We start from the raw sequence: 19,449 nt of genomic DNA on the forward strand, positions 1-19,449 counted from the left end.
CCGCTCAGGCGTCTGTTCAGGCGTCCATGCCGCGCAGGATCAGGGGCAGCCGGCTCGCGCCGTCGCCGGTGACGCGGATCGGCACGCCCCAGTCCTGGCGGGTCAGGTGGCAGGCCGGAAACTCCGCGTCGATGTCGCAGGTCGCGGCCTGGGCGACCACCTGGAGCACACCCTCGGCCACAGCTGCCGAGAGCACCAGGCGGCGGCGCAGGTCCGTGCTCACGCCCGCGCCCTCCAGGAGCAGCTCCGGCGGCGAGGCCGACACCTCGAGGCGGGTCGACGGGCCGAACGACTCGTCGAGCTTCTGGCCCGGCGCGGGCTCGAAGATCAGGTCCAGCTCGACCTCGCCCGGGGCGAGCATCGTCGCCGGGCGCTCGGTGCGGTGCCGCACGCCGGTGACGTCGATCCCGGCCGCCTGCAGGGTGCCGGCGCCCAGCCGGACCAGGCGGTGCGCGCCCGACTCGACCACGACGATGTCGCCCTGCGCGGTCAGCACCACGTCGCTCGGCTCGCGCAGGCCATCGACGACGGTCGAGACTTGGCCGCCAGCGATGCGGCGCACCGCCCCGTTGTAGGTGTCGGCGACGAGCACGCTGCCGTCGGCCAGCGCCAGCACGCCCAGCGGGTGCTGCAGCAGCGCCTGGTCGGCGGGGCCGTCCACGTGCCCGAAGTCGAACAGGCCCTGGCCCGCGGCGGTGTGCATCTCGCCGTCCTCGATCCAGCGCACCGCCGAGGACTCGCTGTCGGCGATCCACAGCCGCCGGCCGTCGGGCGAGGCGGACAGGCCGGACGGCTGGGCCATCCAGACCTCGTGCAGCGGGCCGTCCTTGAGCGCCTCGACGGTCGTGCCCGCGTACATGCCGGCCGTGCGCTTCACCGGGTCGAACCACCACAGCTGGTGGACGCCGGCCATGGCGACGACCACGCGGTCGTCGTACCAGGCCACGTCCCACGGCGAGGAGAGGTCCACGGCCAGCGAGTCGTGCGCGTCGAAGTCGACGGTGCCGCGCCACTGCCGGCCGCTGCCGGCGACGGTGGTGACCTCGCCGGTGGCGAGCTTCAGGCCGCGCAGCAGGTGGTTGACGGTGTCGGCGACCACGACGTCATACCCGGCGACCTCGGCGACGTGCGGCGGCAGCAGGCACAGGCCGCCGGGCTCGGAGAACTCGGGCTCGGTGCCGTCCTTGCGGCCGCGCCGGCCGGTGCCGATGCGGCGCACGAGCGTCTCGTTGTCGGCGTCGAGCTCGGCCAGCGACTGATGCGTGGAGTCGGCGACCAGGAAATGCCCGTCGGGCAGCGCGAGGGCCTTGCCGGGAAACCTCAGGAGCGTCAGATCCGGATTTTGTACCGCATGAGGCGAATCGCCCCGCCGGAGCGTCCCGCGGGCCTCGTGGACCCGGATCAGCTCCTCGACGAGCCGGGCGAGCCCCTCGGCGTGGCCCTCGCCGGCCATGTTCGCCACGACGTACCCCTCGGGGTCGATGACCGTGAGGGTGGGCCAGGCCTTCGCGGCGTACTGCTGCCACATCCCGAGCTCAGGGTCGTCCAGCACCGGGTGGTCGACCCCGTACCGCTCGACCGCGGCGGCGAGCGCGCCGGCGTCCTTCTCGTGCTCGAACTTGGGGCTGTGCACGCCGATCGTCACCAGCACGTCGGCGTAGCGCTGCTCCAGCGGCCGCAGCTCGTCCAGCACGTGGAGGCAGTTGATGCAGCAGAAGGTCCAGAAGTCCAGCAGGACGATCTTGCCGCGCAGGTCGGACAAATGGAGATTTTCCCCATTTGTGTTGAGCCAGCCGCGCCCGCGCAGTTCGGGGGCGCGGACGCGGGCCTTGAGCAGCGGCGAGTCGGCGGTCACTTCTGGCTCGCCGGACGGAGGCAGAGGACCTGCTCCTTCTGCCCCTTGTGCTGCAGCACGATGTACGGCTGGCTCGCGTCCGAGCAGCTCTCCGGCTTTTCGACCTTCGAGACGATCCGGAACGCGTCCTTGTCGGCGCAGTCGGCGCCCTTGGCCGACTCGCCGTCCTGCTTGACGCACGAGTTGACCGCGAAGCTGGTGCCGCCGGCGTTGCTGAGCTTGACGACCATAACCGTGCCCGCGACGGCGATCAGGAATATCGCGACCACGACGGCGAGCCCGACGAGCAGCCCGCGCCGGCTCTTGGCGGGCGGCTCGGGCGTCGGCGGCGGAGCCTCCCCGCCGAGCGGCGCGTCCGGCGGGTTCTCGACCGGCATCGTGACCAGGTCGCTGTACTTCGGTGCCGATGCCTGGTAAACCCCGGTCGCGGGCGGCGCCGAGGTCTGGTACGCCGAGGCGGTCGTAGGTGGCCCCGAGGTCTGGTAGGACGCCGCGGTCGTAGGCGGCGCGAAGGCCTGGTAGGCCCCGGTTGCCGGCGGCACCGAGCCCGGATACGCGCCCGGCGGCGGGGACGCCTGGTACATCCCGGTGCCGGCCTCGCTGACGGACGCCGACCCGGCGGCGGGCGGCGCGCCGAACGGCGGCGCGCTCGACGGAGGCGCGGAGGACGGGTAGACCCCCGCGGAGCCGGACGCGGGTGGCGCGGAGGACGGGTAGACCCCGGCCGACCCGGACGCGGGCGGCGCGGAGGACGGGTAGACCCCCGCGGAGCCGGACGCGGGCGGCGTGGAAGAGGGGTAGACGCCGGCGGATCCGGATGCGGGCGGCGCGGAGGACGGGTAGACCCCGGCCGAGCCGGACGCGGGTGGCGCGGAGGAGGGATAGACCCCCGCGGAGCCGGATGCGGGCGGGGCCGACGACGGGTAGACGCCGGCCGAGCCGGATGCGGGCGGCGCGGACGACGGGTACGCGCCGGCGGGCGGGGCCGAGGTGGGGGAGCCGGGGACGGAGACCTGGGCGCGGGCCTGGTACGTGCGGGGCGGCTGGCCGGACTCCGGCGGGACCTGGCCGAGGATCGGCGAAGTGGGCACGCCGGGCGCGGCCGGGCCGGGCACCTGCGCGGACCCGGTCGGAACCGAGGCGCTACCGGAGGACGACGGGACCTGGGCGCTGCCGGAGGGGACCTGGGCGGAGCCCGTCGGGATCTGGGCGCTGCCGCTCGGGACCTGGGCGGAGCCGGTGGGGACCGAGGCGCTGCCGGAGGGGGGCGGGACCTGGGCGCTGCCGGTCGGCACTCGGGCGCTGCCGATCGGGACGCGCGCGGTGCCCGAGGCCGGTGCGCCGGGTGCGCCGGCGCCCGAGGACGGTGCGGCCTGGGGCGGCGCGGGCGGGGCGCCCCAGGGGCTGGGCTCCGGGGCGGGCGGGGCGCCCCAGGGGCTCGGCTCCGGGGCGGGCGGTGGCGGGGCGGCGGGGGCCGCCGGGGTGAAGCCGGGGAAACTGCCGACCGGGCCCGGGGGCGGCGCCTGGCCGTACTGGCCGGGCACGGAGGCCTTGCCCGACGCGCCCGCGCCCGAGGTGGGTGCGCTCGGGGGCATCTGCGGCACGCGGGGCGGCAGCGGGCCGGCCGGTGGGAACGGGCCGGGGCGGGTGGACGGGTCGTCGGCGCCGGCCTCCGGCGTCGCGGGCTGGGGCTGGGCCGGGGCGGGTGAGGACGGGACGGGGACCGACGCCTTCGCGCGGACGGCCGGCGCCCTGCCGACCGGCGGCGTGCTCGCCGCACTCTCGTCCGGCTGCTCGGACGGGTGCTGCTGGTCGGACGTCATGCGCGCCTCCTGTTGGTCAGACCCTTCTGGTCAGACCCTTGCGACCGTAGTCGACCGGGGACGGCCATGGCAGAGCCGGTACCGAGGTTCGTCGGTTGGAGCAAGCAAACCAGGGTCGGGCAACGCATAGAAAACCGCCCCGGTCCGGGGAGGGAGCGGACCGGGGCGGTTCGGAAGAAGTCTTTCGGGTGACACCCACGACTAGCCGCGGCTGATCATGGCGTGGAGTTCGTTGCGGAGGGCGCTGGACGGGCTCTTGGCGATCGCGCGCTCGATGGCGGCCAGGCGGCGGGCGGCGTTGCGGCGGGCCTTGTAGCGCTCGAGGAAGGTGTTCACGGTCGGCTCCTGCGGGTCGGTGTAAGGAGGTGTCTGGTTCGCATCCATTACACGCCCGCAGGAAGATCCAAATCCAGCGAATATGAGGTGATCCGGCACACCGGCCGACGATTCGTAGGCTGATGAGCGGCTCAAACGCCCTGTTCGTCGGCCATATGACAGTGGCCCCGTGCCGGAGCACGGGGCCACTGGGGGCGAATTGGCCTGCTCAGCCCCAGGCCAGCAGGGCGCCCTCCGGGTCCTCCAGGAACGCGGCGACGTCGCGCAGGAACTTGGATCCCAGCTCGCCGTCGATGATGCGGTGGTCGAAGGACAGGCCCAGCGTCGTCACCTGGCGAACCTTGATCTTGCCCTTGTGGACCCAGGGCTGTTCGCGTACGGCGCCGAAGACCAGGATCGCCGACTCGCCCGGGGGCAGGATCGGGGTCCCGGAGTCCACGCCGAACATGCCGACGCTGGTGATCGTGAACGTGCCGCCGGCCATGTCCGCGGGAGGAGTCTTGCCCTCCCGGGCCGTCCCGACGAGCGCGGTCATGGCGTCGGCCAGTTCCCGGGTGGTCAGCTCCTGGGCGTCCTTGATGTTCGGCACGATCAGGCCGCGCTGGGTGGCGGCGGCGATGCCGAGGTTGACGTAGTGCTTGACGACGATCTCGTCGCCCGCCCACGTCGAGTTGACCATCGGGTGCCGGCGCAGCGCCAGCAGCACGGCCTTGGCCACCATGAGCAGCGGGGAGACGCGCACGTCCCGCCACTCGCGCATGCCCTTGAGCCGCTCCAGCGCCTTCATCGACCGGGTGACGTCGACCGTGAGGAACTCGGTCACGTGCGGCGCGGTGAACGCGCTGGCCACCATGTTCTCGGCGGTCAGCTTGCGCACGCCCTTGACCGGGATGCGCTCCTCGCGCTCGCCGGGGACGCGCACCGCCGCGGCGGCGGGCGGGGCCGACTTCGCGCCCAGCACGTCGTCGCGGGTGATCGAGCCGCCGGGGCCGGTGCCCTCGATGCCGACCAGGTCGATGCCGAGGTCCCGGGCCAGCTTGCGCACCGGCGGCTTGGCCAGGACGGCCCCGCTGCGCGGCGCCGCCGCCGGGGCCGGTGCCGGGCGCGGCTCCGGGGCGGGTGCGGGCGCCGGTGCGGCCGGCTCACGCCGTACGGCCGGGGGCTGCTGAACCGGCGCGGACGCCGATTCGGCCCGCGGGCGGCGCTTGGCCACGGTCGTCCTGGGGCCGTAACCCACCAGGACGGCGGTGCGGCCGCCCGGGGCGGGACCACCGATCAGGCCGGGCTCGACCGGCGCGTCGCCGGCCACCTCGACGGCGGCGAGCGACGCGGCGGACGGGGCGGGCAGGTCGCCCGCGCCCGGGTCGGTGTCGATCGCGATGATCGGCTGGCCGACCTCGACCGTGGTGCCCTCGGGGTGGAAGATCTTGGTGACCTTGCCGGCCCACTTCGCCGGGATCTCGACCGCGGCCTTCGCGGTCTCCACCTCGACGATCGGCTGGTTGAGCGCGATCGTGTCGCCCTCGCCGACCAGCCACTTGAGGATCTCGCCCTCGGTGAGACCCTCGCCCAGGTCGGGCAGGTTGAACTCCTTGACCCTGGTCATCCGTGCGCCCCCTAGAACCCGAACGAGCGGTCGACGGCGTCGAGCACCCGGTCGAGGTCGGGGAGGTACTCCTCCTCGATGCGGGCGGCCGGGTAGGGCGTGTCGAAGCCGGTGACGCGCAGGACCGGGGCCTCGAGGGAGTAGAAGCACTCCTCGGTGATCCGGGCCGCGACCTCGGCGCCGAGGCCCACGTTGCCGGGCGCCTCGTGGACGACGACCGCGCGGCCGGTGCGGCGCACCGAGTCGTACACCGGGCGCATGTCCAGCGGCGACAGCGTGCGCAGGTCGATGACCTCCAGCGAGCGGCCGTCCTCCGCGGCGGCGGTGGCCGCGTCGAGCGCGGTGCGCACCATCGGGCCGTAGGCGAGCACGGTGACGTCGGTGCCGGGCCGGGCGACGCGGGAGGCGTGCAGCGGCAGGCTCGCGCTGTCGACGTTGACCGGGCCCTTCTCCCAGTAGCGGCGCTTGGGCTCCAGGAAGATGATCGGGTCGTCGGACTCGATCGACTGCTGGATCATCCAGTACGCGTCGTCGGGGTTGGCGCACGAGACGACCTTGAGGCCGGCCGTGTGTGCGAAGTAGGCCTCCGGCGACTCGGAGTGGTGCTCGACGGCGCCGATGCCGCCGCCGAATGGGATCCGGATGACGATCGGCAGGCTGACCTTGCCCTGCGAGCGATAGTGCAGCTTCGCCACCTGCGACACGATCTGGTCGTACGCGGGGTACACGAAGCCGTCGAACTGGATCTCGCAGACCGGCCGGTATCCGCGGATGGCGAGGCCGACCGCGGTGCCGACGATGCCGGACTCGGCCAGCGGGGTGTCGATGACCCGATCGTCGCCGAAGTCCTTCTGCAGTCCGTCGGTGATGCGGAAGACGCCGCCGAGCTTGCCGACGTCCTCGCCCATGATGAGCACCTTCGGGTCGCGCTCCATCGCCCGGCGCAGGCCGGTGTTGAGCGCCTTGCCGAGGGTCAGGTTCTCCGCGGCGGCCATCAGTGACCACTCCCCTCGAACGAAGCAAGGTACTTGGCGAACTGTTCCTTCTGCTCCGCGAGCTCGGGGGAGCCGTGCGGGTACACGTGGTCGAACAGCGTCATGGGATCGGGGTTGGGCATGTCGAGCACCCGCTCGCGCAGGCTCACGGCGGCCACGCGGGCCTCCTCGTCGATGGCGTCGAAGTAGTCGTCCGTCGCCATGCCCTGCTTGGTCAGGAACGCGCGGAGCCGCTTGATCGGGTCCTTGGCCTGCCAGGCCTCGACCTCGCTGGCGATGCGGTAGCGGGTCGGGTCGTCGGAGGTGGTGTGCGCGCCCATGCGGTAGGTGTACGCCTCGATGAGCGACGGGCCCTGGCCGTGCCGGGCGTCGTCGAGCGCCTTGCGCGTGACCGCGTAGCAGGCGAGCACGTCGTTGCCGTCGACGCGCAGGCCGGGGAAGCCGAAGCCGCTGGCCCGGTGGTAGAGCGGCACGCGGGTCTGGCGCTCCAGGGGCTCGGAGATCGCGTACTGGTTGTTCTGGCAGAAGAACACCAGCGGCGCGTTGAACACCGACGCCCAGATGAACGCCTCGTTGACGTCGCCCTGGCTGGTGGCGCCGTCGCCGAAGTACGCGATCACGGCCTCGCCGTCGTCGGAGCCGACCTTGCCGTCCTTGACCACGCCCATCGCATAGCCGGTCGCGTGCAGCGTCTGCGCGCCGATGACGATCGTGTACATGTTGAACTTGAACTCGTTGGGGTCCCAGGCGCCCTGGTCGACCCCGCGGAAGAGGCTCAGCGGCATGATCGGGTCGATGCCGCGGCAGTAGAGGACGCCGTGTTCGCGGTATGTCGGGAATGCCATGTCCTGCGCTCGCAGCGCCCGGCCCGAGCCCACCTGGGCCGCCTCCTGGCCGAGCAGGCTGGCCCAGATGCCCAGCTCGCCCTGGCGCTGCAGGGCGGTCGCCTCGGCATCGAGCTTCCGGACCACGACGAGGTCGTGGTAGAGCGAGCGGTACTCCTCGTCGGTGAAGTCGACCGTGTAGTCGGGGTGTTCGACACGATCGCCCTCTGGGGTGAGCAGCTGCACGAACGCGGGTTCAGGCGTGGCCCGTTTCGTGTGCGTCCGGGCCTTCACTTCGCCCTTCGCCATCCGTATCTCCCTGTTGTCTCTCGCGTCGGCAGCGGGGGTGACCCTGCCGCGCAGCGGGGGTGGCTGCCACGCGGCGACCCGGTGGGGTCGGCGCGTCGCGGTTGGGCATGACCGTGATCATGCCCGGGAGCCGGCCCCGGGCTCTGCCTCGCAGGGTATGCGGAGGCTACGGCCCCGTTGCCGGTGTGTGTCCAGCATCGCAGAAGGCGCGTCGATCGACACCATGGAGTCCCGACTCATCGAGGCGCTAATCCCGAAAAATCCCCTAAGTCGGGCAGATCTTCTTGCGGTTACGTCGCGTTAGTCCGGATGCCTTCTCTTTTGTCTGGAGCCCCGTTGTCATCGGACGTGCGCAACCATCGGCCGTTCTCGCCCAACCGGCGGCCCCTGCTGATCTCCGCGCTGCTGGTGCTGCTGACCTCGCTGCCGACGATGATCGTCGTGGCGGCCGGCAGCGCGACGCTGGACAGCGCGTCGTCCATCCGGTCGCCCGTCGTCGCCGATCCGCAGCCCGGTCCGCCCGCGGGTGACTCCCCGGCTTTCCGGCGGGACGGGCGGTGGATCCGGCGGCGGTACCGTGAGTGGGCCGCCCCGTCGCGCACAGTCCTCGCCGCCGGCGGTCGTGGAGATGTCGCCACCGGGGACGCCGATGCAGGATCGGGCCTGGCCGGGCTGGGACAGCGGGCTGCGGGGCACGGAAGAGTCGTCCGCGGTCGCCTGGCGAAGGCCCGTTGCCTCGGAGATACGGTATCCATCGCGGTCGGTCGATCGGTCATTTCCGGTCGGCCGATCCGGCGCTTCGGGGCTACCGTCCGGCTCGCGTGTTGGAGTTGTGCGTGACGACCGCCCATGCGGTCGAGAACGGCTTGCAGGGCCACTGCGCGCACCCCGCCGCGCAGGCCGTGACGTGCCGGCCGCGAACGGGCCGGTGCCGTTCGACGCGGCGCCGCGCGTCCGTGACCGCGTGGTCGTAGATGATGGCCATTGATGCCCCTCAGAAGCCCTGTGCCGCGGGTGCGGTCCAGAGCAGGCGGGCGTTGTAGAGCTGCTGCGCCGTGGCGAGTGCCGCCTCGGCCGATCGGAACACGGCCACCTCGGTCTTGCCGTTGCCGAGGCGCCAGGTGAGGACGGCCTGATCGGGCAGTTCGTGGCCCCATGCGACGACCTGCGGGTGGTCGTCGTCGAGTGGATCGGCGACAATGCCGAAGAGTCGTGGTGCGCCTTCGAGCAGGAGCGTGTCGTCCTCGAACACCACTGATCTCCCTCCGACCGGGAGCGATCTGACGCGTCCAGAATGCACGTGCAGGTTTCGGGCGGCAATACGCCGCGGTGAAGTTGAGTAGAGCAAGCCTTTCGCTCAGACGCTGGGGACGCTTGCGCACCAACCCGGTAACGGACACACTCGTCCTGAGTAATGGAGGTGAGCGGTGTCCAGCGCCCACAGCCCCACGTTCCCTAGATTCCAGTTGGGTAAGCAACTGCGCGAGTTGCGCGAGCGCGTGCGGCTCACCACTGAGGACGTCGGGCTGCAACTGGATTGCTCCCCCAGCACCATCAGCAGGATGGAAGGCGGGAAGGTCGGGATCCGGCGCAGCACGCTGGAGCGCCTCCTCGAGATTTACGAGGTCCATGATCAGGAACTGATCGACACATTGGTCATCCTGGCGAAAGAAGGAAAGACGCGCGGCTGGTTCGCCCGCTACGGCGACCTTCCGGCGAGCTACTCCCGATACATCGGGCTGGAGTACAACGCCATCGAGATGCGCGACTACGAGGCGCTCGTGGTGCCCGGCATGCTCCAGACCGAGGAGTACACGCGGGCGCTGCTCGCCGCCTCGCCCGGGGAGTCCGAGGACGCCGTGGAGGCGCACGTCAAGGCGCGCCGCGAGCGGCAGAACCTGCTCACCCGCCCCAGCCAGCCATTGCAGCTCATCGCGGTCCTCGACGAAAGCGTCATCCGGCGCAGCATCGGCGGACCCGACGTCATGCGGTCGCAGCTCAAGCACCTGGCCGACATGGGCCGGGCGAGGAACGTGACGGTCCAGATCCTGCCCTTCTCCGGAGGGGCATATGCCGGCATGGCTGGATCCTTCGCGATCCTCAGGTTCCAAGATGCACCAAGCGTCGTATATGCCGAGGCCATGGCCGGCGACATCTACCCGGAAGCCGACGACGTCCAGCGGTATCACGACGTGTTCGAGAATCTGCGAGCTGCCGCGCTCAGCCCGTTGGAGTCGATCAAAATGATCGAGGATTCTGCGCACTGAGCCCGGCCCTGACCCCGAAGGAGTGCGCAGATGGCTGCGCTGAACGAGCGGTGGCACAAGCCCACCCGGAGCGGTAACAACGGACAGTGCGTCGAGGCGCGGTTCGTCGACGGCGTCGTCGAGGTCCGCAACTCCAACGCCCCGGACGCGGGTCTGGTGCGTTTCACCCGCGCGGAATGGGACACCTTCCTCGCCGCGGTCGACGAGGACGGCGAGTTCCGCCTTCCGTAACCGGGATCTCCGGCCCGTCGGCTCGGAGTGATGCTGAACCGCATGGCTAACAGCGAAGGGACGGCCCCGACCGGCCGTCCCTTCGTCGTAGCTGCGAGCCGTTTTTCATGTTAACGCCCGGTTGGGTGTGGCCGAAACTTCATGCTCTTCAGTGCGCGATCCAGCAAAAAGTTGCGAATCGGGCCCGGTAGCAATCCTGCGATGTGGGTGTCGTGGTGGGGGCCGACGGGGTAACTATGGGTTATGACCTCTCAGGTGTCGCAGGCCACCGAGGCGTCGGCGCTCACGATCCGGGCGTACCGCCCGACCGACCATCGGGAGTGCCGCCAACTGTGGGCGGAGATGACCGCGGCGGACGCCGGGCTCTACGGGGCGACGTCGAACGACGACTCGGGGGCGGCGTTCGAGGAGTACCTCACGCGGCTCGACCTGTCCGGGATGTGGGTGGCCGTGGACGCCGCCCACCTCGTGGTGGGCATGGTGGGGTTGCTGCTGGACGGGCGCGGCGGGCAGGTGGAGCCGCTGGTCGTCGCGTCGGCGCGGCGCGGCGAGGGGATCGGGCGGGCGCTGCTGTCGCACGTGGCCGATCAGGCCCGGCGGCGGGGACTCGGGCAGTTGAGCATCTCGCCGGCGGCGCGCAACCGGGACGCGATCCGGTGCTTGCATGCGGCGGGGTATGACGCGCTGTCCCGGGTGACCCTGGCGATCGATCTCAGGCGTAAGGGTTCGGTCTGGCAGGACGGTATCGACCTGCATGATCTTCGGTTCCGGTACTGACGGTTAGCAGCTCGCCGCTGTTCCCGCCAGGGCTGTGGATGGATTTTCGAGGTTATCCACAGCCGAAAACCGTCGTTCACCCGCGGCCGGATCGGCGCCAGGCTCATGTGCATGGCTTCCCCAATGCGCCTGCGCGGCCCCGCCGAACTCCTCTCGGCCATGCCCTATCTCATGGGCTTCCACCCCTCAGACAGCCTTGTCGCCCTCGGCCTGCGCGGCTCGGGGCTGCACCTGCAGCTGCGCGGCGACCTGCCCGACGACGGCGACGCGGGCGCTGTCCTGGCCGAGCACTACGCCCGCCTCTTCCGCCGAAACGGCATCGAAGGCGCCCTGCTGATCGGATACGGGCCACCCGGCCGGGCGGAGCCGTTCCTGCGAGCGGTCGGCGCCGCGCTGGCCGGCCGCGGCATCGCCATCCTCGACATGCTGCGCACGCACGACGGCCGCTACTGGTCGCTGCTGTGCGACGCGCCGGGCTGCTGCCCGCCGGAGGGTCGCCCGTTCGACCCCGAGACGTCGATCGTCGCCGCCGAGGCCACGCTCGCCGGGCTCGTCGCGCTGCCCGACCGCGATGCGATGGCGGCCCGGTTCGCGGGTCCGACCGGCCCGGCGCTCGCGGCCATGGAGGAGGCGGGCAACCGCGCCAACCTGCGCATCCTGCGCCTGGTCACCGGCCGCGACGCCGCCGCGGTCCGTGCGGTCGTGGTGGCCGCGGGCCGGGCCGCGCTCGAAGCGGCGCTCGCCCGCTACGCCGCGGGCCGCCGGCTGACCGACGACGAGGTGGCGTGGCTGCAGGTCCTGCTGCACGTGGTCGCCTTCCGCGACCGCGCCTGGGAGCGCCTCGACCGGGACGTGCGCCGCGGGGGCGCCGGCGCGGAGCACCACCGCCTGCTGTGGACCGACCTGGTGCGCCGCTGCGAGCCGTGCTCGGTGGCGCCGGCGGCGACGCTGTTGTCCTACCTGAGCTGGCGCGACGGCAACGGCCTGCACGCGTCGATCGCGCTCGACCGGGCGCTGGACGCCGACCCGGACTACTCCGCCGCCGGCCTGATGGCGGAGATCCTGGGCCGCGGCCTGTCCCCGGCCCAGGTGCCGGCCATCTCGGGGGCTCGCCGCCGGCGCCGCCCGCCGGGGAGGCCGCGCCGCGCCGCGACCCGCCCGGGCCGCGGCACCCTGCCGACCCGCCCGCGCCGCGCCGCTCCCGACCGCCGTCAGGCGCCGGGCCCGGACGCCGGTCCGGGATCGGGACCGGCCGGGGACTGCGGGCCGGGAAACGCCTCGGAGCGGCTCAACGGGCCGGAGCGGGGCGGGCCGCCGGGAGGAGCCGGGCGGGCGGGGCAGCCGGGACGCCCTGCACGCGATGCGCGCCGGAGTAGACGTTGAACGTCGGGCCGCGCAGGAAGCCGACCAGGGTGAGGCCGGCCTCGGTCGCCAGGTCGACGGCGAGCGTGCTCGGCGCCGAGACGGCGGCGAGCACCGGGATGCCGGCCATCCACGCTTTCTGGCAGAGCTCGAAGCTGGCCCGGCCGCTCACCATCAGCACGTGGCCGGCGAGGGGGAGGCGCTCCTGGCGCACCGCCCAGCCGACGACCTTGTCGACCGCGTTGTGCCGGCCCACGTCCTCGCGCAGGCAAACCAGCTCGCCGCCCGCGGTGAACAGGCCCGCCGCGTGGAGCCCGCCGGTCGTCTCAAACGCGCGCTGCCTGCGGCGCAGGGCGTCGGGCAGCGCGGCGAGCACGGCGGGCGCCACGGTGACCGGGTCGGCGGCGACGTCGAACGCCGACCGGGTGCGCACCGCCTCGATGCTCGCCTTGCCGCAGACCCCGCAGGAGGAGGTGGTGTAGAAGTTCCGGGCCGCCGGCCCGGCGTCCGGCGCCGGCACGCTGGGGTCGAGCCTGACGTCCACAACGTTGTACGAGTTGGGCTCCTCGTCGCCGGAGCACAGCTTGGCCGTGAGCACGTCCGAGGTCCGCCGGATGACACCCTCGGTGAGCAGAAAGCCGATGGCCAGGTCAAGGTCGTCCCCGGGCGTGCGCATGGTGACCGCGAGCGGACCCCCGACGCGGATCTCGAGCGGCTCCTCGGCAGCGAGCGAGTCGGGCCCGATCCGCGCCTCCACAACCACCGCGTGCGTCCCACCGTGCCCCGCCTGCGTCGTCCCGGCCTGCCCGGCTGACGTTGCGCCGTGCGCTTCGGACTGCGCTTGGCCGGGTGTTGCGTCCGTTTTGTCGGGCGTTGTGGCTTGTTCGGTGTGCGGTGCTGGCGTAGCGAGGGGCGGGGTGGCCGGGGCGATGGTGACGCGGACGATGGTGCGGCGTTGCGTGACGCGGCCCATGGTGCCGCCCTTCTGCCGGAGCGTGTTTCGGTTCTCGCTCGACGGTAGGTTCTGCCTATGCGCGACGGCCACCTGGATCCGGCGCCCGCGCGGCTCGCGGCGGTGATTCTCGCGGGTGGGCGGGCGCGGCGGCTCGGTGGCCGGGACAAGCCGATGGTGGCCGTCGGCGGGGTGCCGATGCTCCACCGCGTGCTGGCCGCGGTGACCGAGGTGGGCGCGGCGCCCCGGGTCGTCGTGGGGCCGGGGCGGGAGGGGCTGCCCGGTGACGTCCGAGTCGTGCGGGAGGAGCCGGCCGGGGGCGGGCCCGTCGCCGCGGCCGCTGCCGGACTCGCGGAGCTCGGCGTCCTGGCGCGCCCCGTGCCACCTCGGCGCGATCGGGCCGCCCCCCGGTTGGTGGCCCTGCTCGCGGCGGATCTGCCGCTGCTCACGGGCGAGAGCCTCGAGGTGCTGGTGCGGGCCGTGGACGAGGGCGGCGTCGACGGGGCGATGTTCCTCGACGGGGAGGGGCGGCGGCAGCTGCTGTGCGGGGTCTGGCGGACCCCGGCCCTGGCGGAGGCGATCGCCCGGCACGGCGTCGTGGAGGGGGCCTCGCTGCGCGCGCTCTTCGCGGGGCTCGATGTGCGCGAAGTGCTGTGGGAGCGGCCGCGGCCGCCCTACTTCGACTGCGATACCGAGGAGGATCTGCGAAGGATGAGTGCGGGTGAGTGACGACGTGCTGGAGCGGTGGTTGGTCGAGGCCGCAAGCGTGCTCGGGGTCGAGGCGCCCGACGCGGCGGCTCGGGCGGAGGTGCTCGACCTCGCCCGGGACGTGGCGCACAACGTTGCCCGGCCGGGGGCGCCGCTGACGGCGTTCCTGCTGGGGGTGGCCGTGGGGCGTGGGGCGGACCTGCAGCGTATGCGGGAGGAGCTGAGCCGGTTGGCCACCCGTTCCGAGTGAGCGATCGCCTCTGGATAGGGTGAGGGCGGGGGATAGGGAGGCGATCATGGCTGGTGAGCGGGACGACGCCGCGTCGTTTGAGAACGCGCTGTTCGACGACGAGGACCCCGCGGGCGGCAACCTCAAGGAGAAGGTCGCCGAGGCGTGGCGGGACTTCGCGCGGCACCTGGTGGACGGGCTGCGCGACCTGTCGGCCGGCACCACGCTCGACCTGACCCTGGACCCCACGGCCTCGGGCACCGGCGATGCGGTGTACTCGATCCAGGTGACCGGCGAGGACGGCGACCAGCTCGCGGCGACCGCGGTGAGCAACGCGGACCTGCCCGCCGCGTATCGGCTCGACCGCACCGTCATCGCGGAGATCGTGGCGCTCGGCTGGTCGCCGCCGGGGGTCGTGGCCGGGTCGGGGGAGTCGTTCGGGCTGCGGGTCGGCAAGAGCGACTCGGCGCAGCTGAGCCGCCTGATCACCCGCACGCTGCGGGACATCTACGGTGCGCCGCACCCGGCGTTCCTCACTTACCTGGCGCACGACGGCGAGGGGCGGGTCGCCCCGGTGCCGTCGCTCGGGGTCGCGCGGTCGCTCGCGTCGCTGGTCGATGCCGACGGGGACGGGGTCGTCGACGTGGTCCGGCCGGGGGCGGGCAGCGCCCTCGCCGAGATCGCGGCGGAGACCGAGGACCTCCCGCTGTACGACAAGGTCACCACCGTCGTCGCCCGGCTGATGAAGACCACGCCCGAGGAGCTGCCGATCGACCCCGACGGGGACATCGGCATCCGGTCCGGCTCGGCGATGGTGTTCGTCCGCGTGCGCGACAACCCGCCGCTGGTCGACGTGTTCTCGCCGATCCTCACCGAGGTCGAGCCGACCGAGCGGCTTTACGTGAAGCTGTCCGAGCTGACCAACCGGATGCCGATCGGCCGGCTGTACTGCACCAACGACACCGTCTGGGCCAGCGTCCCGGTGTTCGGGCGCGACTTCCAGGCCACACACCTCATGCTCGCGGTGCAGGTGATGACCGGGCTGGCCGACGAGCTCGACGACCGGCTGCACGGCGAGTTCGGCGGCAAGCGGTTCTTCGGCGAGGGCGACAAGCCGAAGCAGGCCATCAGCGGCGACAGCGAGCGCACCGGGATGTACCTCTAGGAGAACGCGATCCACGCCTGCTGGGCGAGCGTCGCCAGGTCGTTCGCCTGCAGGCCCTGGTCGGACAGGGTCCACAGGGTGCCGCCGATGACGAGCGAGCGCTGGATCCCGGACTGCTGAACCGGATGGGTGATGGCGCCCGCCTGTGCGAGCGACCGGTCGGCCACGGTCAGGACCAGGGCCTTCGGCCCCCCGCCGGCATACGTCGGCACGACGAGCAGGCCCGACGCCGGCCAGTAGAGGAACGCGTGCGGGTCGAACTCGGCGGGTGACGACGCGCCCGGGACCTGGAACTGCGCCAGGCGGGCGGGGGCGGCCATGTCGTGCACGTCGAAGAGCGACACCTGCAGGCCCTGCACGCGGCCCTTCTCGTTGGCCTCCTGCCCGACGCCGATGAGCCGGCCGCCGCCCGCCGGATGCAGATACGCCGAGTAGCCGGTGATCTTCAGTTCGCCGACGGCGCGGGGCCGGGCCGGGTCGGAGAGATCGAGCGTGTAGAGCGGGTCGGTCTGGCGGAATGTGACCACGTAGCCCGCGGTGCCGATGAAGCGTACGGAGTAGATGCGCTCGCCCTTGCCTAGCCCGCCGACCCGGCCCGCCTCGGCGAGCGCGCCCCCGCGCTGCTCCAGCACGTAGACGGTCGATGCGTCGTTGCCGGTCGTCGCCACCCGCAGGCGGCCGTCCCACTCCGACAGTGAGTACTGGTTGAGCAGCCAGCCGGGCACCTCGCCGGCGGCGACGTACCGCGGCCGCGCGGCGCCCCCGATCGCGAACTTGAACAGCTGGGTGCGCTGCGCCACCGGGGTGCCGCCGGCCCGCACGGCCATCATCGGCGAGACCGTACGCCAGCGCTCGTCGTTGGCGATGTACAGGCTGGGGCCGTTGGCGTAGACGAAGCCGCCGTCGGCCGCGACCGAGACCGGGTCGCCGGTGCCGAGCGCGGCCGCGGCCAGGTCGAAGGTGGCGATCGTGAGCATGGACGTGCCCGAGTACGTGTCCGGCAGGCTCACCGCGCCGCAGTCGACCCGGCCCTCGGTGCGCTTGCCGGACGCGTCCACCGTGGCCCACCGGGGCAGCCAGGCCGAGATCGGCGCGGCGGCGACGACGGACCGGTTGGCGGCCAGCCGGCCGTCTTCGTCGCCGTCGCCATCCACGATGTTGGCGAAGTCGGGAAAGTCGAACTGCGGGCTGGAGCGGATCACGACCCGGGCGACGCTGCCGACCTGCCGGGCATCGACGAGCGTGCCGTCGATGCGGTAGCTGCCCACGACCTTCGGCGCGCCGGCCAGGTCGACCAGGGTCAGGAGCGCCCCGGCGAGCCGCGGGTCGGAGTAGTCGTAGCCGAGCACGAGCGCGCGGTCGCCGGACAGCAGCAGCTCGCTCGCCGCCGCCTTGCGCTGTTCCTCGGTGCCGGAGAGTGCCAGCGTGCCGGCGACCTTGCGCGAGGCGGCGTCGACGACGGTGAGCGTGCCGCCGCGGGTGATGGTGACGATCCGCCTGCCGTCGGTCTTGACCATGTCCGGCTCGTCGACGCCGGCCTCGTGGGTGTTGGTGCCGGAGTACGCCTGGTCGGCGCCCGCCTGGCGCTCGGCCGCACCCGCGGTGTCGGCCTGCGCCGCCGCGGCCTCCGGCCCGCCGGCCCTCGTGAGCGGACCGCCGCTGAACAGGCGGACGCCGCCCGGCAGCCCCCACGGCGTGACCGCCTCCTGGGTCGCCGTCCGCAGGCCGCGGAGCAGGTCGTCGCAGGAGTCGTACGCGACGAGGCGGAGGGCGGGCGCGGGCCCGGCCGGTTGGGTGGCGGGGCCCGCCTTCTCGGCGGTCGCGGGGCCCGGCGTACAGCCGGCCAGGACCAGGCAGGCGGCGCTCAGCGTGACGGCGGCGCGGTTCATGGCACTAGGACGGCGGCGGGGCCGCCGCGGTTCCCGGTTCCGTCGCCATTCGCGGTGCGAGGGTCTCCACCAGCCGAGACAGTACGATCATGCTGCGCGTGGAGGTCACGAACGGCTCGGCGCGCAGCTTCTCCAGTGCCTCCTCCAGCCCGGCCATGTCCATCGCCCGCAGGTGGACGAGCGCGTCGGCCTCGCCGGAGATCGTGTACGCCCCGACGACCGCCGGGTGGCGCTTGGCCGCCGCGCGGATCTGCTGCGGCGAGGTGCGGCCGGTGCAGAACAGCTCGACGAACGCCTCGGTGGTCCATCCGACCGCGCCGGGGTCGATGAGGGCCGTATAGCCGCGGATCACTCCGCTGGATCGGAGCCGGTCGACGCGTCGCTTCACCGCCGGGGCGGACAGCGCCACCTTCTCGCCGATCTCCGCATACGATGAACGGGCGTCCTCCTGCAGAAGCGCAATGATTCGCTGGTCGATGATGTCGAGGCGCAACGAATCCCTCCTTGAAAGCAACTTTTCTCGCTGTTTTGTGAAACACAGGGTATCTACCGTTTGATCTCGTGACGCGGTCGTACCTGATGTCGCCACCCGAGCACTTCGTGGTGGAGTATGCGATCAATCCCTGGATGGACACCAACACTCCGGTGGACACTGAGCTGGCCGTGAAGCAGTGGGAGGGCCTGCGCGAGACGCTGGTCCGCCTCGGCCACGAGGTCCACGTTCTGACGCCGGAGATCGGCCTGCCGGACATGGTCTACGCGGCCAACGGCGCGTTCTCGGTCGACGGCGTCGTGTTCGGCGCGCGGTTCAAGTACCCGCAGCGCATGGCCGAGGCCGCCGCGCACCGCCGCTTCTACGACACGCTCGGCTGGCGGTTCGTCACGCCGTCCGAGACCAACGAGGGCGAGGGCGACTTCACCTACCTGCCCGGGGCGCTCGGCGGGCTGGTGCTGGCCGGCCACGGCTTCCGCACCGAGGTCGCCGCGCACGCCGAGGCGCAGGAGGCGCTGGGCCGGCCGGTGGTCTCGCTCCGCTTGGTCGACCCGCGCTTCTACCACCTCGACGTGGCGCTCGCGCCGCTGGACGACGAGAACGTCGTGTACTACCCGGGCGCGTTCTCGGAGTCGTCGCGCCGCGTGCTGCGGCAGCTGTTCCCGTCGGCGATCCTCGCCACGGAGGAGGACGCGCTCGCGTTCGGCCTCAACCTCGTGTCCGACGGGCGCAACGTGGTGCTGAGCAGCGAGGCTACGGCGCTCGCGGCGCGGCTGCGGGAGGCGGGCTACACGCCGCTGCCGGTGGAGCTCACGGAGCTGAAGAAGGGCGGCGGCAGCGTGAAGTGCTGCGTCGCCGAGTTGCGCGGTTAAATCGTGAAATATCCGAAAAGTCCGGTGGCCGCGGTCGCCGGACTTTTCGTTCGCGTCGTCTCGTGAGCCGTCGTCACGACGATTGGACCAACTTCCTCGGAATCGGGCCGACCGGCCCGATTACCTCGGTTCCCGTGCGGCAAACCTGACATAAGGCGTGCCCAGCGCCCGATAGGCGTCGCCCGGGCGCTCGTGGCCGTCGGTCGAGTGCCCCAGGGCGTCGGCCGGGTCCTGGCACATCAGCACGTGCGAGGCCTGGGCGCCGACCGCGGCCAGCGGCCAGAACAACAGGTGGACCAGCAGGACGAGGATCTTGATGGTGATCACGTCGCCGACGCCGCGGCCGGTGTACTCGTGGCGGAACCAGCTGCGGACCAGGCGCCAGTAGGACTGCGCGTCGACCTGGGCGCCGTCACGGTCGACGACGGGGCCGTGCTCGTAGTCGAGCCCGCGCACGATCACCGCGATCGCCTTGAGGTTGAGCAGCCGGCGCACCGGGACCGACAGCACCATGACCACGCCGCCGAGCCACCAGCCCGGCTGGTCCAGCCGCGTCAGGAGCAGGAACAGCGCCACGTGCAGGGCGGCCAGCGGTACGCCGACCCAGCGCAGCGCCACGCCCTGGGTGAAGACACCCACCGGATCGGTGCCCACCCGGCGCAGGCGCTGCCAGAAGAGCACCTGGACGAGCAGGATGCCCAGCGACGCGCCGGCGCCGCCGAGCCCCAGGACCATCCACCAGGTATGCATAGGCAT

Annotated in this window: 20 protein-coding genes; 8 read left to right on the plus strand and 12 right to left on the minus strand. The window is 72.4% G+C overall.

Translation table 11 applies throughout. The features are described from left to right. Window positions 1-16: 16 nt before the first annotated feature. The 8 genes from ACGFI8_RS12330 to ACGFI8_RS12365 all read right to left on the minus strand — a co-directional run bounded on the left by ACGFI8_RS12330 (window position 17) and on the right by ACGFI8_RS12365 (window position 9,000). Window positions 17-1,855, minus strand: a complete 1,839-nt coding sequence (locus ACGFI8_RS12330; protein ID WP_392803547.1) for an NHL domain-containing thioredoxin family protein — start codon at window positions 1,853-1,855, stop codon at window positions 17-19. Further along, the gene (locus ACGFI8_RS12335; protein ID WP_392803549.1) at window positions 1,852-3,678 is read right to left on the minus strand and encodes a hypothetical protein; all 1,827 of its coding nucleotides are present in this window, start codon (window positions 3,676-3,678) and stop codon (window positions 1,852-1,854) included. The genes ACGFI8_RS12330 and ACGFI8_RS12335 overlap by 4 nt, the downstream gene beginning before the upstream one ends. A gap of 201 nt (window positions 3,679-3,879) precedes the next feature. Continuing rightward, window positions 3,880-4,014 carry a hypothetical protein gene (locus ACGFI8_RS12340; RefSeq protein WP_392803551.1) on the minus strand — a complete coding sequence of 45 codons (135 nt, stop codon included), beginning with the start codon at window positions 4,012-4,014 and terminating at the stop codon, window positions 3,880-3,882. A gap of 208 nt (window positions 4,015-4,222) precedes the next feature. Continuing rightward, complete coding sequence (locus tag ACGFI8_RS12345) at window positions 4,223-5,620, minus strand: dihydrolipoamide acetyltransferase family protein (RefSeq protein WP_392803553.1); 1,398 nt, start codon at window positions 5,618-5,620, stop codon at window positions 4,223-4,225. 11 nt (window positions 5,621-5,631) lie between these two features. Continuing rightward, complete coding sequence (locus ACGFI8_RS12350; RefSeq protein ID WP_392803555.1) at window positions 5,632-6,615, minus strand: alpha-ketoacid dehydrogenase subunit beta; 984 nt, start codon at window positions 6,613-6,615, stop codon at window positions 5,632-5,634. Further along, window positions 6,615-7,748, minus strand: coding sequence for a pyruvate dehydrogenase (acetyl-transferring) E1 component subunit alpha (pdhA, locus tag ACGFI8_RS12355; RefSeq protein WP_392803557.1), 1,134 nt, complete (start codon window positions 7,746-7,748; stop codon window positions 6,615-6,617). Before pdhA ends, ACGFI8_RS12350 begins: the two co-directional genes overlap by 1 nt. A 290-nt stretch (window positions 7,749-8,038) precedes the next feature. Continuing rightward, a complete protein-coding gene (locus tag ACGFI8_RS12360; protein ID WP_392803558.1) occupies window positions 8,039-8,230 on the minus strand; it encodes a hypothetical protein in 192 nt (63 codons plus the stop codon). A gap of 512 nt (window positions 8,231-8,742) precedes the next feature. Next, complete coding sequence (locus ACGFI8_RS12365) at window positions 8,743-9,000, minus strand: hypothetical protein (RefSeq protein ID WP_392803560.1); 258 nt, start codon at window positions 8,998-9,000, stop codon at window positions 8,743-8,745. Between the two features lie 175 nt (window positions 9,001-9,175). Here ACGFI8_RS12365 and ACGFI8_RS12370 point away from each other — a divergent pair, with 175 nt between their 5' ends. The 4 genes from ACGFI8_RS12370 to ACGFI8_RS12385 all read left to right on the plus strand — a co-directional run bounded on the left by ACGFI8_RS12370 (window position 9,176) and on the right by ACGFI8_RS12385 (window position 12,406). Next, a complete protein-coding gene (locus ACGFI8_RS12370; RefSeq protein ID WP_392803562.1) occupies window positions 9,176-10,015 on the plus strand; it encodes a helix-turn-helix domain-containing protein in 840 nt (279 codons plus the stop codon). A 30-nt stretch (window positions 10,016-10,045) separates the two neighbouring features. Then, window positions 10,046-10,246, plus strand: a complete 201-nt coding sequence (locus tag ACGFI8_RS12375; RefSeq protein ID WP_392803563.1) for a DUF397 domain-containing protein — start codon at window positions 10,046-10,048, stop codon at window positions 10,244-10,246. 243 nt (window positions 10,247-10,489) lie between these two features. Next, a complete protein-coding gene (locus ACGFI8_RS12380) occupies window positions 10,490-11,023 on the plus strand; it encodes a GNAT family N-acetyltransferase (protein ID WP_392803565.1) in 534 nt (177 codons plus the stop codon). A 111-nt stretch (window positions 11,024-11,134) separates the two neighbouring features. Continuing rightward, entirely contained in the window at window positions 11,135-12,406 is a 1,272-nt protein-coding gene (locus tag ACGFI8_RS12385; protein WP_392803567.1) for a DUF4192 domain-containing protein, read from the plus strand. Here ACGFI8_RS12385 and fdhD read toward each other — a convergent pair. Next, a complete protein-coding gene (gene fdhD, locus ACGFI8_RS12390; RefSeq protein ID WP_392803568.1) occupies window positions 12,312-13,148 on the minus strand; it encodes a formate dehydrogenase accessory sulfurtransferase FdhD in 837 nt (278 codons plus the stop codon). The two genes, ACGFI8_RS12385 and fdhD, sit on opposite strands and share 95 nt — an antisense overlap. A gap of 267 nt (window positions 13,149-13,415) precedes the next feature. Here fdhD and ACGFI8_RS12395 point away from each other — a divergent pair, with 267 nt between their 5' ends. Genes ACGFI8_RS12395 through ACGFI8_RS12405 form a run of 3 tightly spaced genes read left to right on the plus strand, consistent with a single transcriptional unit; the run spans window position 13,416 to window position 15,439 of the window. Beyond that, a complete protein-coding gene (locus tag ACGFI8_RS12395) occupies window positions 13,416-14,066 on the plus strand; it encodes an NTP transferase domain-containing protein (RefSeq protein WP_392803570.1) in 651 nt (216 codons plus the stop codon). Further along, the gene (locus ACGFI8_RS12400; protein ID WP_392803572.1) at window positions 14,059-14,295 is read left to right on the plus strand and encodes a DUF6457 domain-containing protein; all 237 of its coding nucleotides are present in this window, start codon (window positions 14,059-14,061) and stop codon (window positions 14,293-14,295) included. Before ACGFI8_RS12395 ends, ACGFI8_RS12400 begins: the two co-directional genes overlap by 8 nt. A 46-nt stretch (window positions 14,296-14,341) precedes the next feature. After that, window positions 14,342-15,439: a hypothetical protein gene (locus tag ACGFI8_RS12405; protein WP_392803573.1), complete on the plus strand. Its 1,098-nt coding sequence runs from the start codon at window positions 14,342-14,344 to the stop codon at window positions 15,437-15,439. On the opposite strand, the gene ACGFI8_RS12410 is transcribed toward ACGFI8_RS12405, so the two are convergent. Both ACGFI8_RS12410 and ACGFI8_RS12415 read right to left on the minus strand, forming a co-directional pair. After that, window positions 15,436-17,328, minus strand: coding sequence for a beta-propeller domain-containing protein (locus ACGFI8_RS12410; protein ID WP_392803575.1), 1,893 nt, complete (start codon window positions 17,326-17,328; stop codon window positions 15,436-15,438). The two genes, ACGFI8_RS12405 and ACGFI8_RS12410, sit on opposite strands and share 4 nt — an antisense overlap. A gap of 4 nt (window positions 17,329-17,332) precedes the next feature. Then, complete coding sequence (locus ACGFI8_RS12415; protein WP_392803577.1) at window positions 17,333-17,821, minus strand: Lrp/AsnC family transcriptional regulator; 489 nt, start codon at window positions 17,819-17,821, stop codon at window positions 17,333-17,335. A 68-nt stretch (window positions 17,822-17,889) separates the two neighbouring features. Between ACGFI8_RS12415 and ddaH the strand changes: the two genes are divergently transcribed. After that, complete coding sequence (gene ddaH, locus ACGFI8_RS12420) at window positions 17,890-18,693, plus strand: dimethylargininase (RefSeq protein WP_392803579.1); 804 nt, start codon at window positions 17,890-17,892, stop codon at window positions 18,691-18,693. 120 nt (window positions 18,694-18,813) lie between these two features. Here the strand turns inward: ddaH and ACGFI8_RS12425 are convergent, their stop codons facing one another. Beyond that, window positions 18,814-19,443, minus strand: a complete 630-nt coding sequence (locus ACGFI8_RS12425; RefSeq protein WP_392803580.1) for a hypothetical protein — start codon at window positions 19,441-19,443, stop codon at window positions 18,814-18,816. Window positions 19,444-19,449 lie beyond the last annotated feature (6 nt).

The sequence above is a fragment of the Dactylosporangium sp. NPDC048998 genome, assembly GCF_043197855.1.
In the GTDB taxonomy this organism is placed as follows: Bacteria; Actinomycetota; Actinomycetes; order Mycobacteriales; family Micromonosporaceae; genus Dactylosporangium.

What these genes read in the sequence shown, in the direction of transcription:
- ACGFI8_RS12335 (WP_392803549.1), bottom strand. Translation starts at nt 3,678, where the DNA reads ATGACGTCCGACCAGCAGCACCCGTCCGAGCAGCCGGACGAGAGTGCG.
- ACGFI8_RS12345 (WP_392803553.1), bottom strand. Translation starts at nt 5,620, where the DNA reads ATGACCAGGGTCAAGGAGTTCAACCTGCCCGACCTGGGCGAGGGTCTC.
- ACGFI8_RS12350 (WP_392803555.1), bottom strand. Translation starts at nt 6,615, where the DNA reads ATGGCCGCCGCGGAGAACCTGACCCTCGGCAAGGCGCTCAACACCGGC.
- pdhA (WP_392803557.1), bottom strand. Translation starts at nt 7,748, where the DNA reads ATGGCGAAGGGCGAAGTGAAGGCCCGGACGCACACGAAACGGGCCACG.
- ACGFI8_RS12360 (WP_392803558.1), bottom strand. Translation starts at nt 8,230, where the DNA reads ATGGACGACGCGCTGTCCAGCGTCGCGCTGCCGGCCGCCACGACGATC.
- ACGFI8_RS12375 (WP_392803563.1), top strand. Translation starts at nt 10,046, where the DNA reads ATGGCTGCGCTGAACGAGCGGTGGCACAAGCCCACCCGGAGCGGTAAC.
- ACGFI8_RS12380 (WP_392803565.1), top strand. Translation starts at nt 10,490, where the DNA reads ATGACCTCTCAGGTGTCGCAGGCCACCGAGGCGTCGGCGCTCACGATC.
- ACGFI8_RS12385 (WP_392803567.1), top strand. Translation starts at nt 11,135, where the DNA reads ATGGCTTCCCCAATGCGCCTGCGCGGCCCCGCCGAACTCCTCTCGGCC.
- ACGFI8_RS12395 (WP_392803570.1), top strand. Translation starts at nt 13,416, where the DNA reads ATGCGCGACGGCCACCTGGATCCGGCGCCCGCGCGGCTCGCGGCGGTG.
- ACGFI8_RS12405 (WP_392803573.1), top strand. Translation starts at nt 14,342, where the DNA reads ATGGCTGGTGAGCGGGACGACGCCGCGTCGTTTGAGAACGCGCTGTTC.
- ACGFI8_RS12410 (WP_392803575.1), bottom strand. Translation starts at nt 17,328, where the DNA reads ATGAACCGCGCCGCCGTCACGCTGAGCGCCGCCTGCCTGGTCCTGGCC.
- ACGFI8_RS12425 (WP_392803580.1), bottom strand. Translation starts at nt 19,443, where the DNA reads ATGCATACCTGGTGGATGGTCCTGGGGCTCGGCGGCGCCGGCGCGTCG.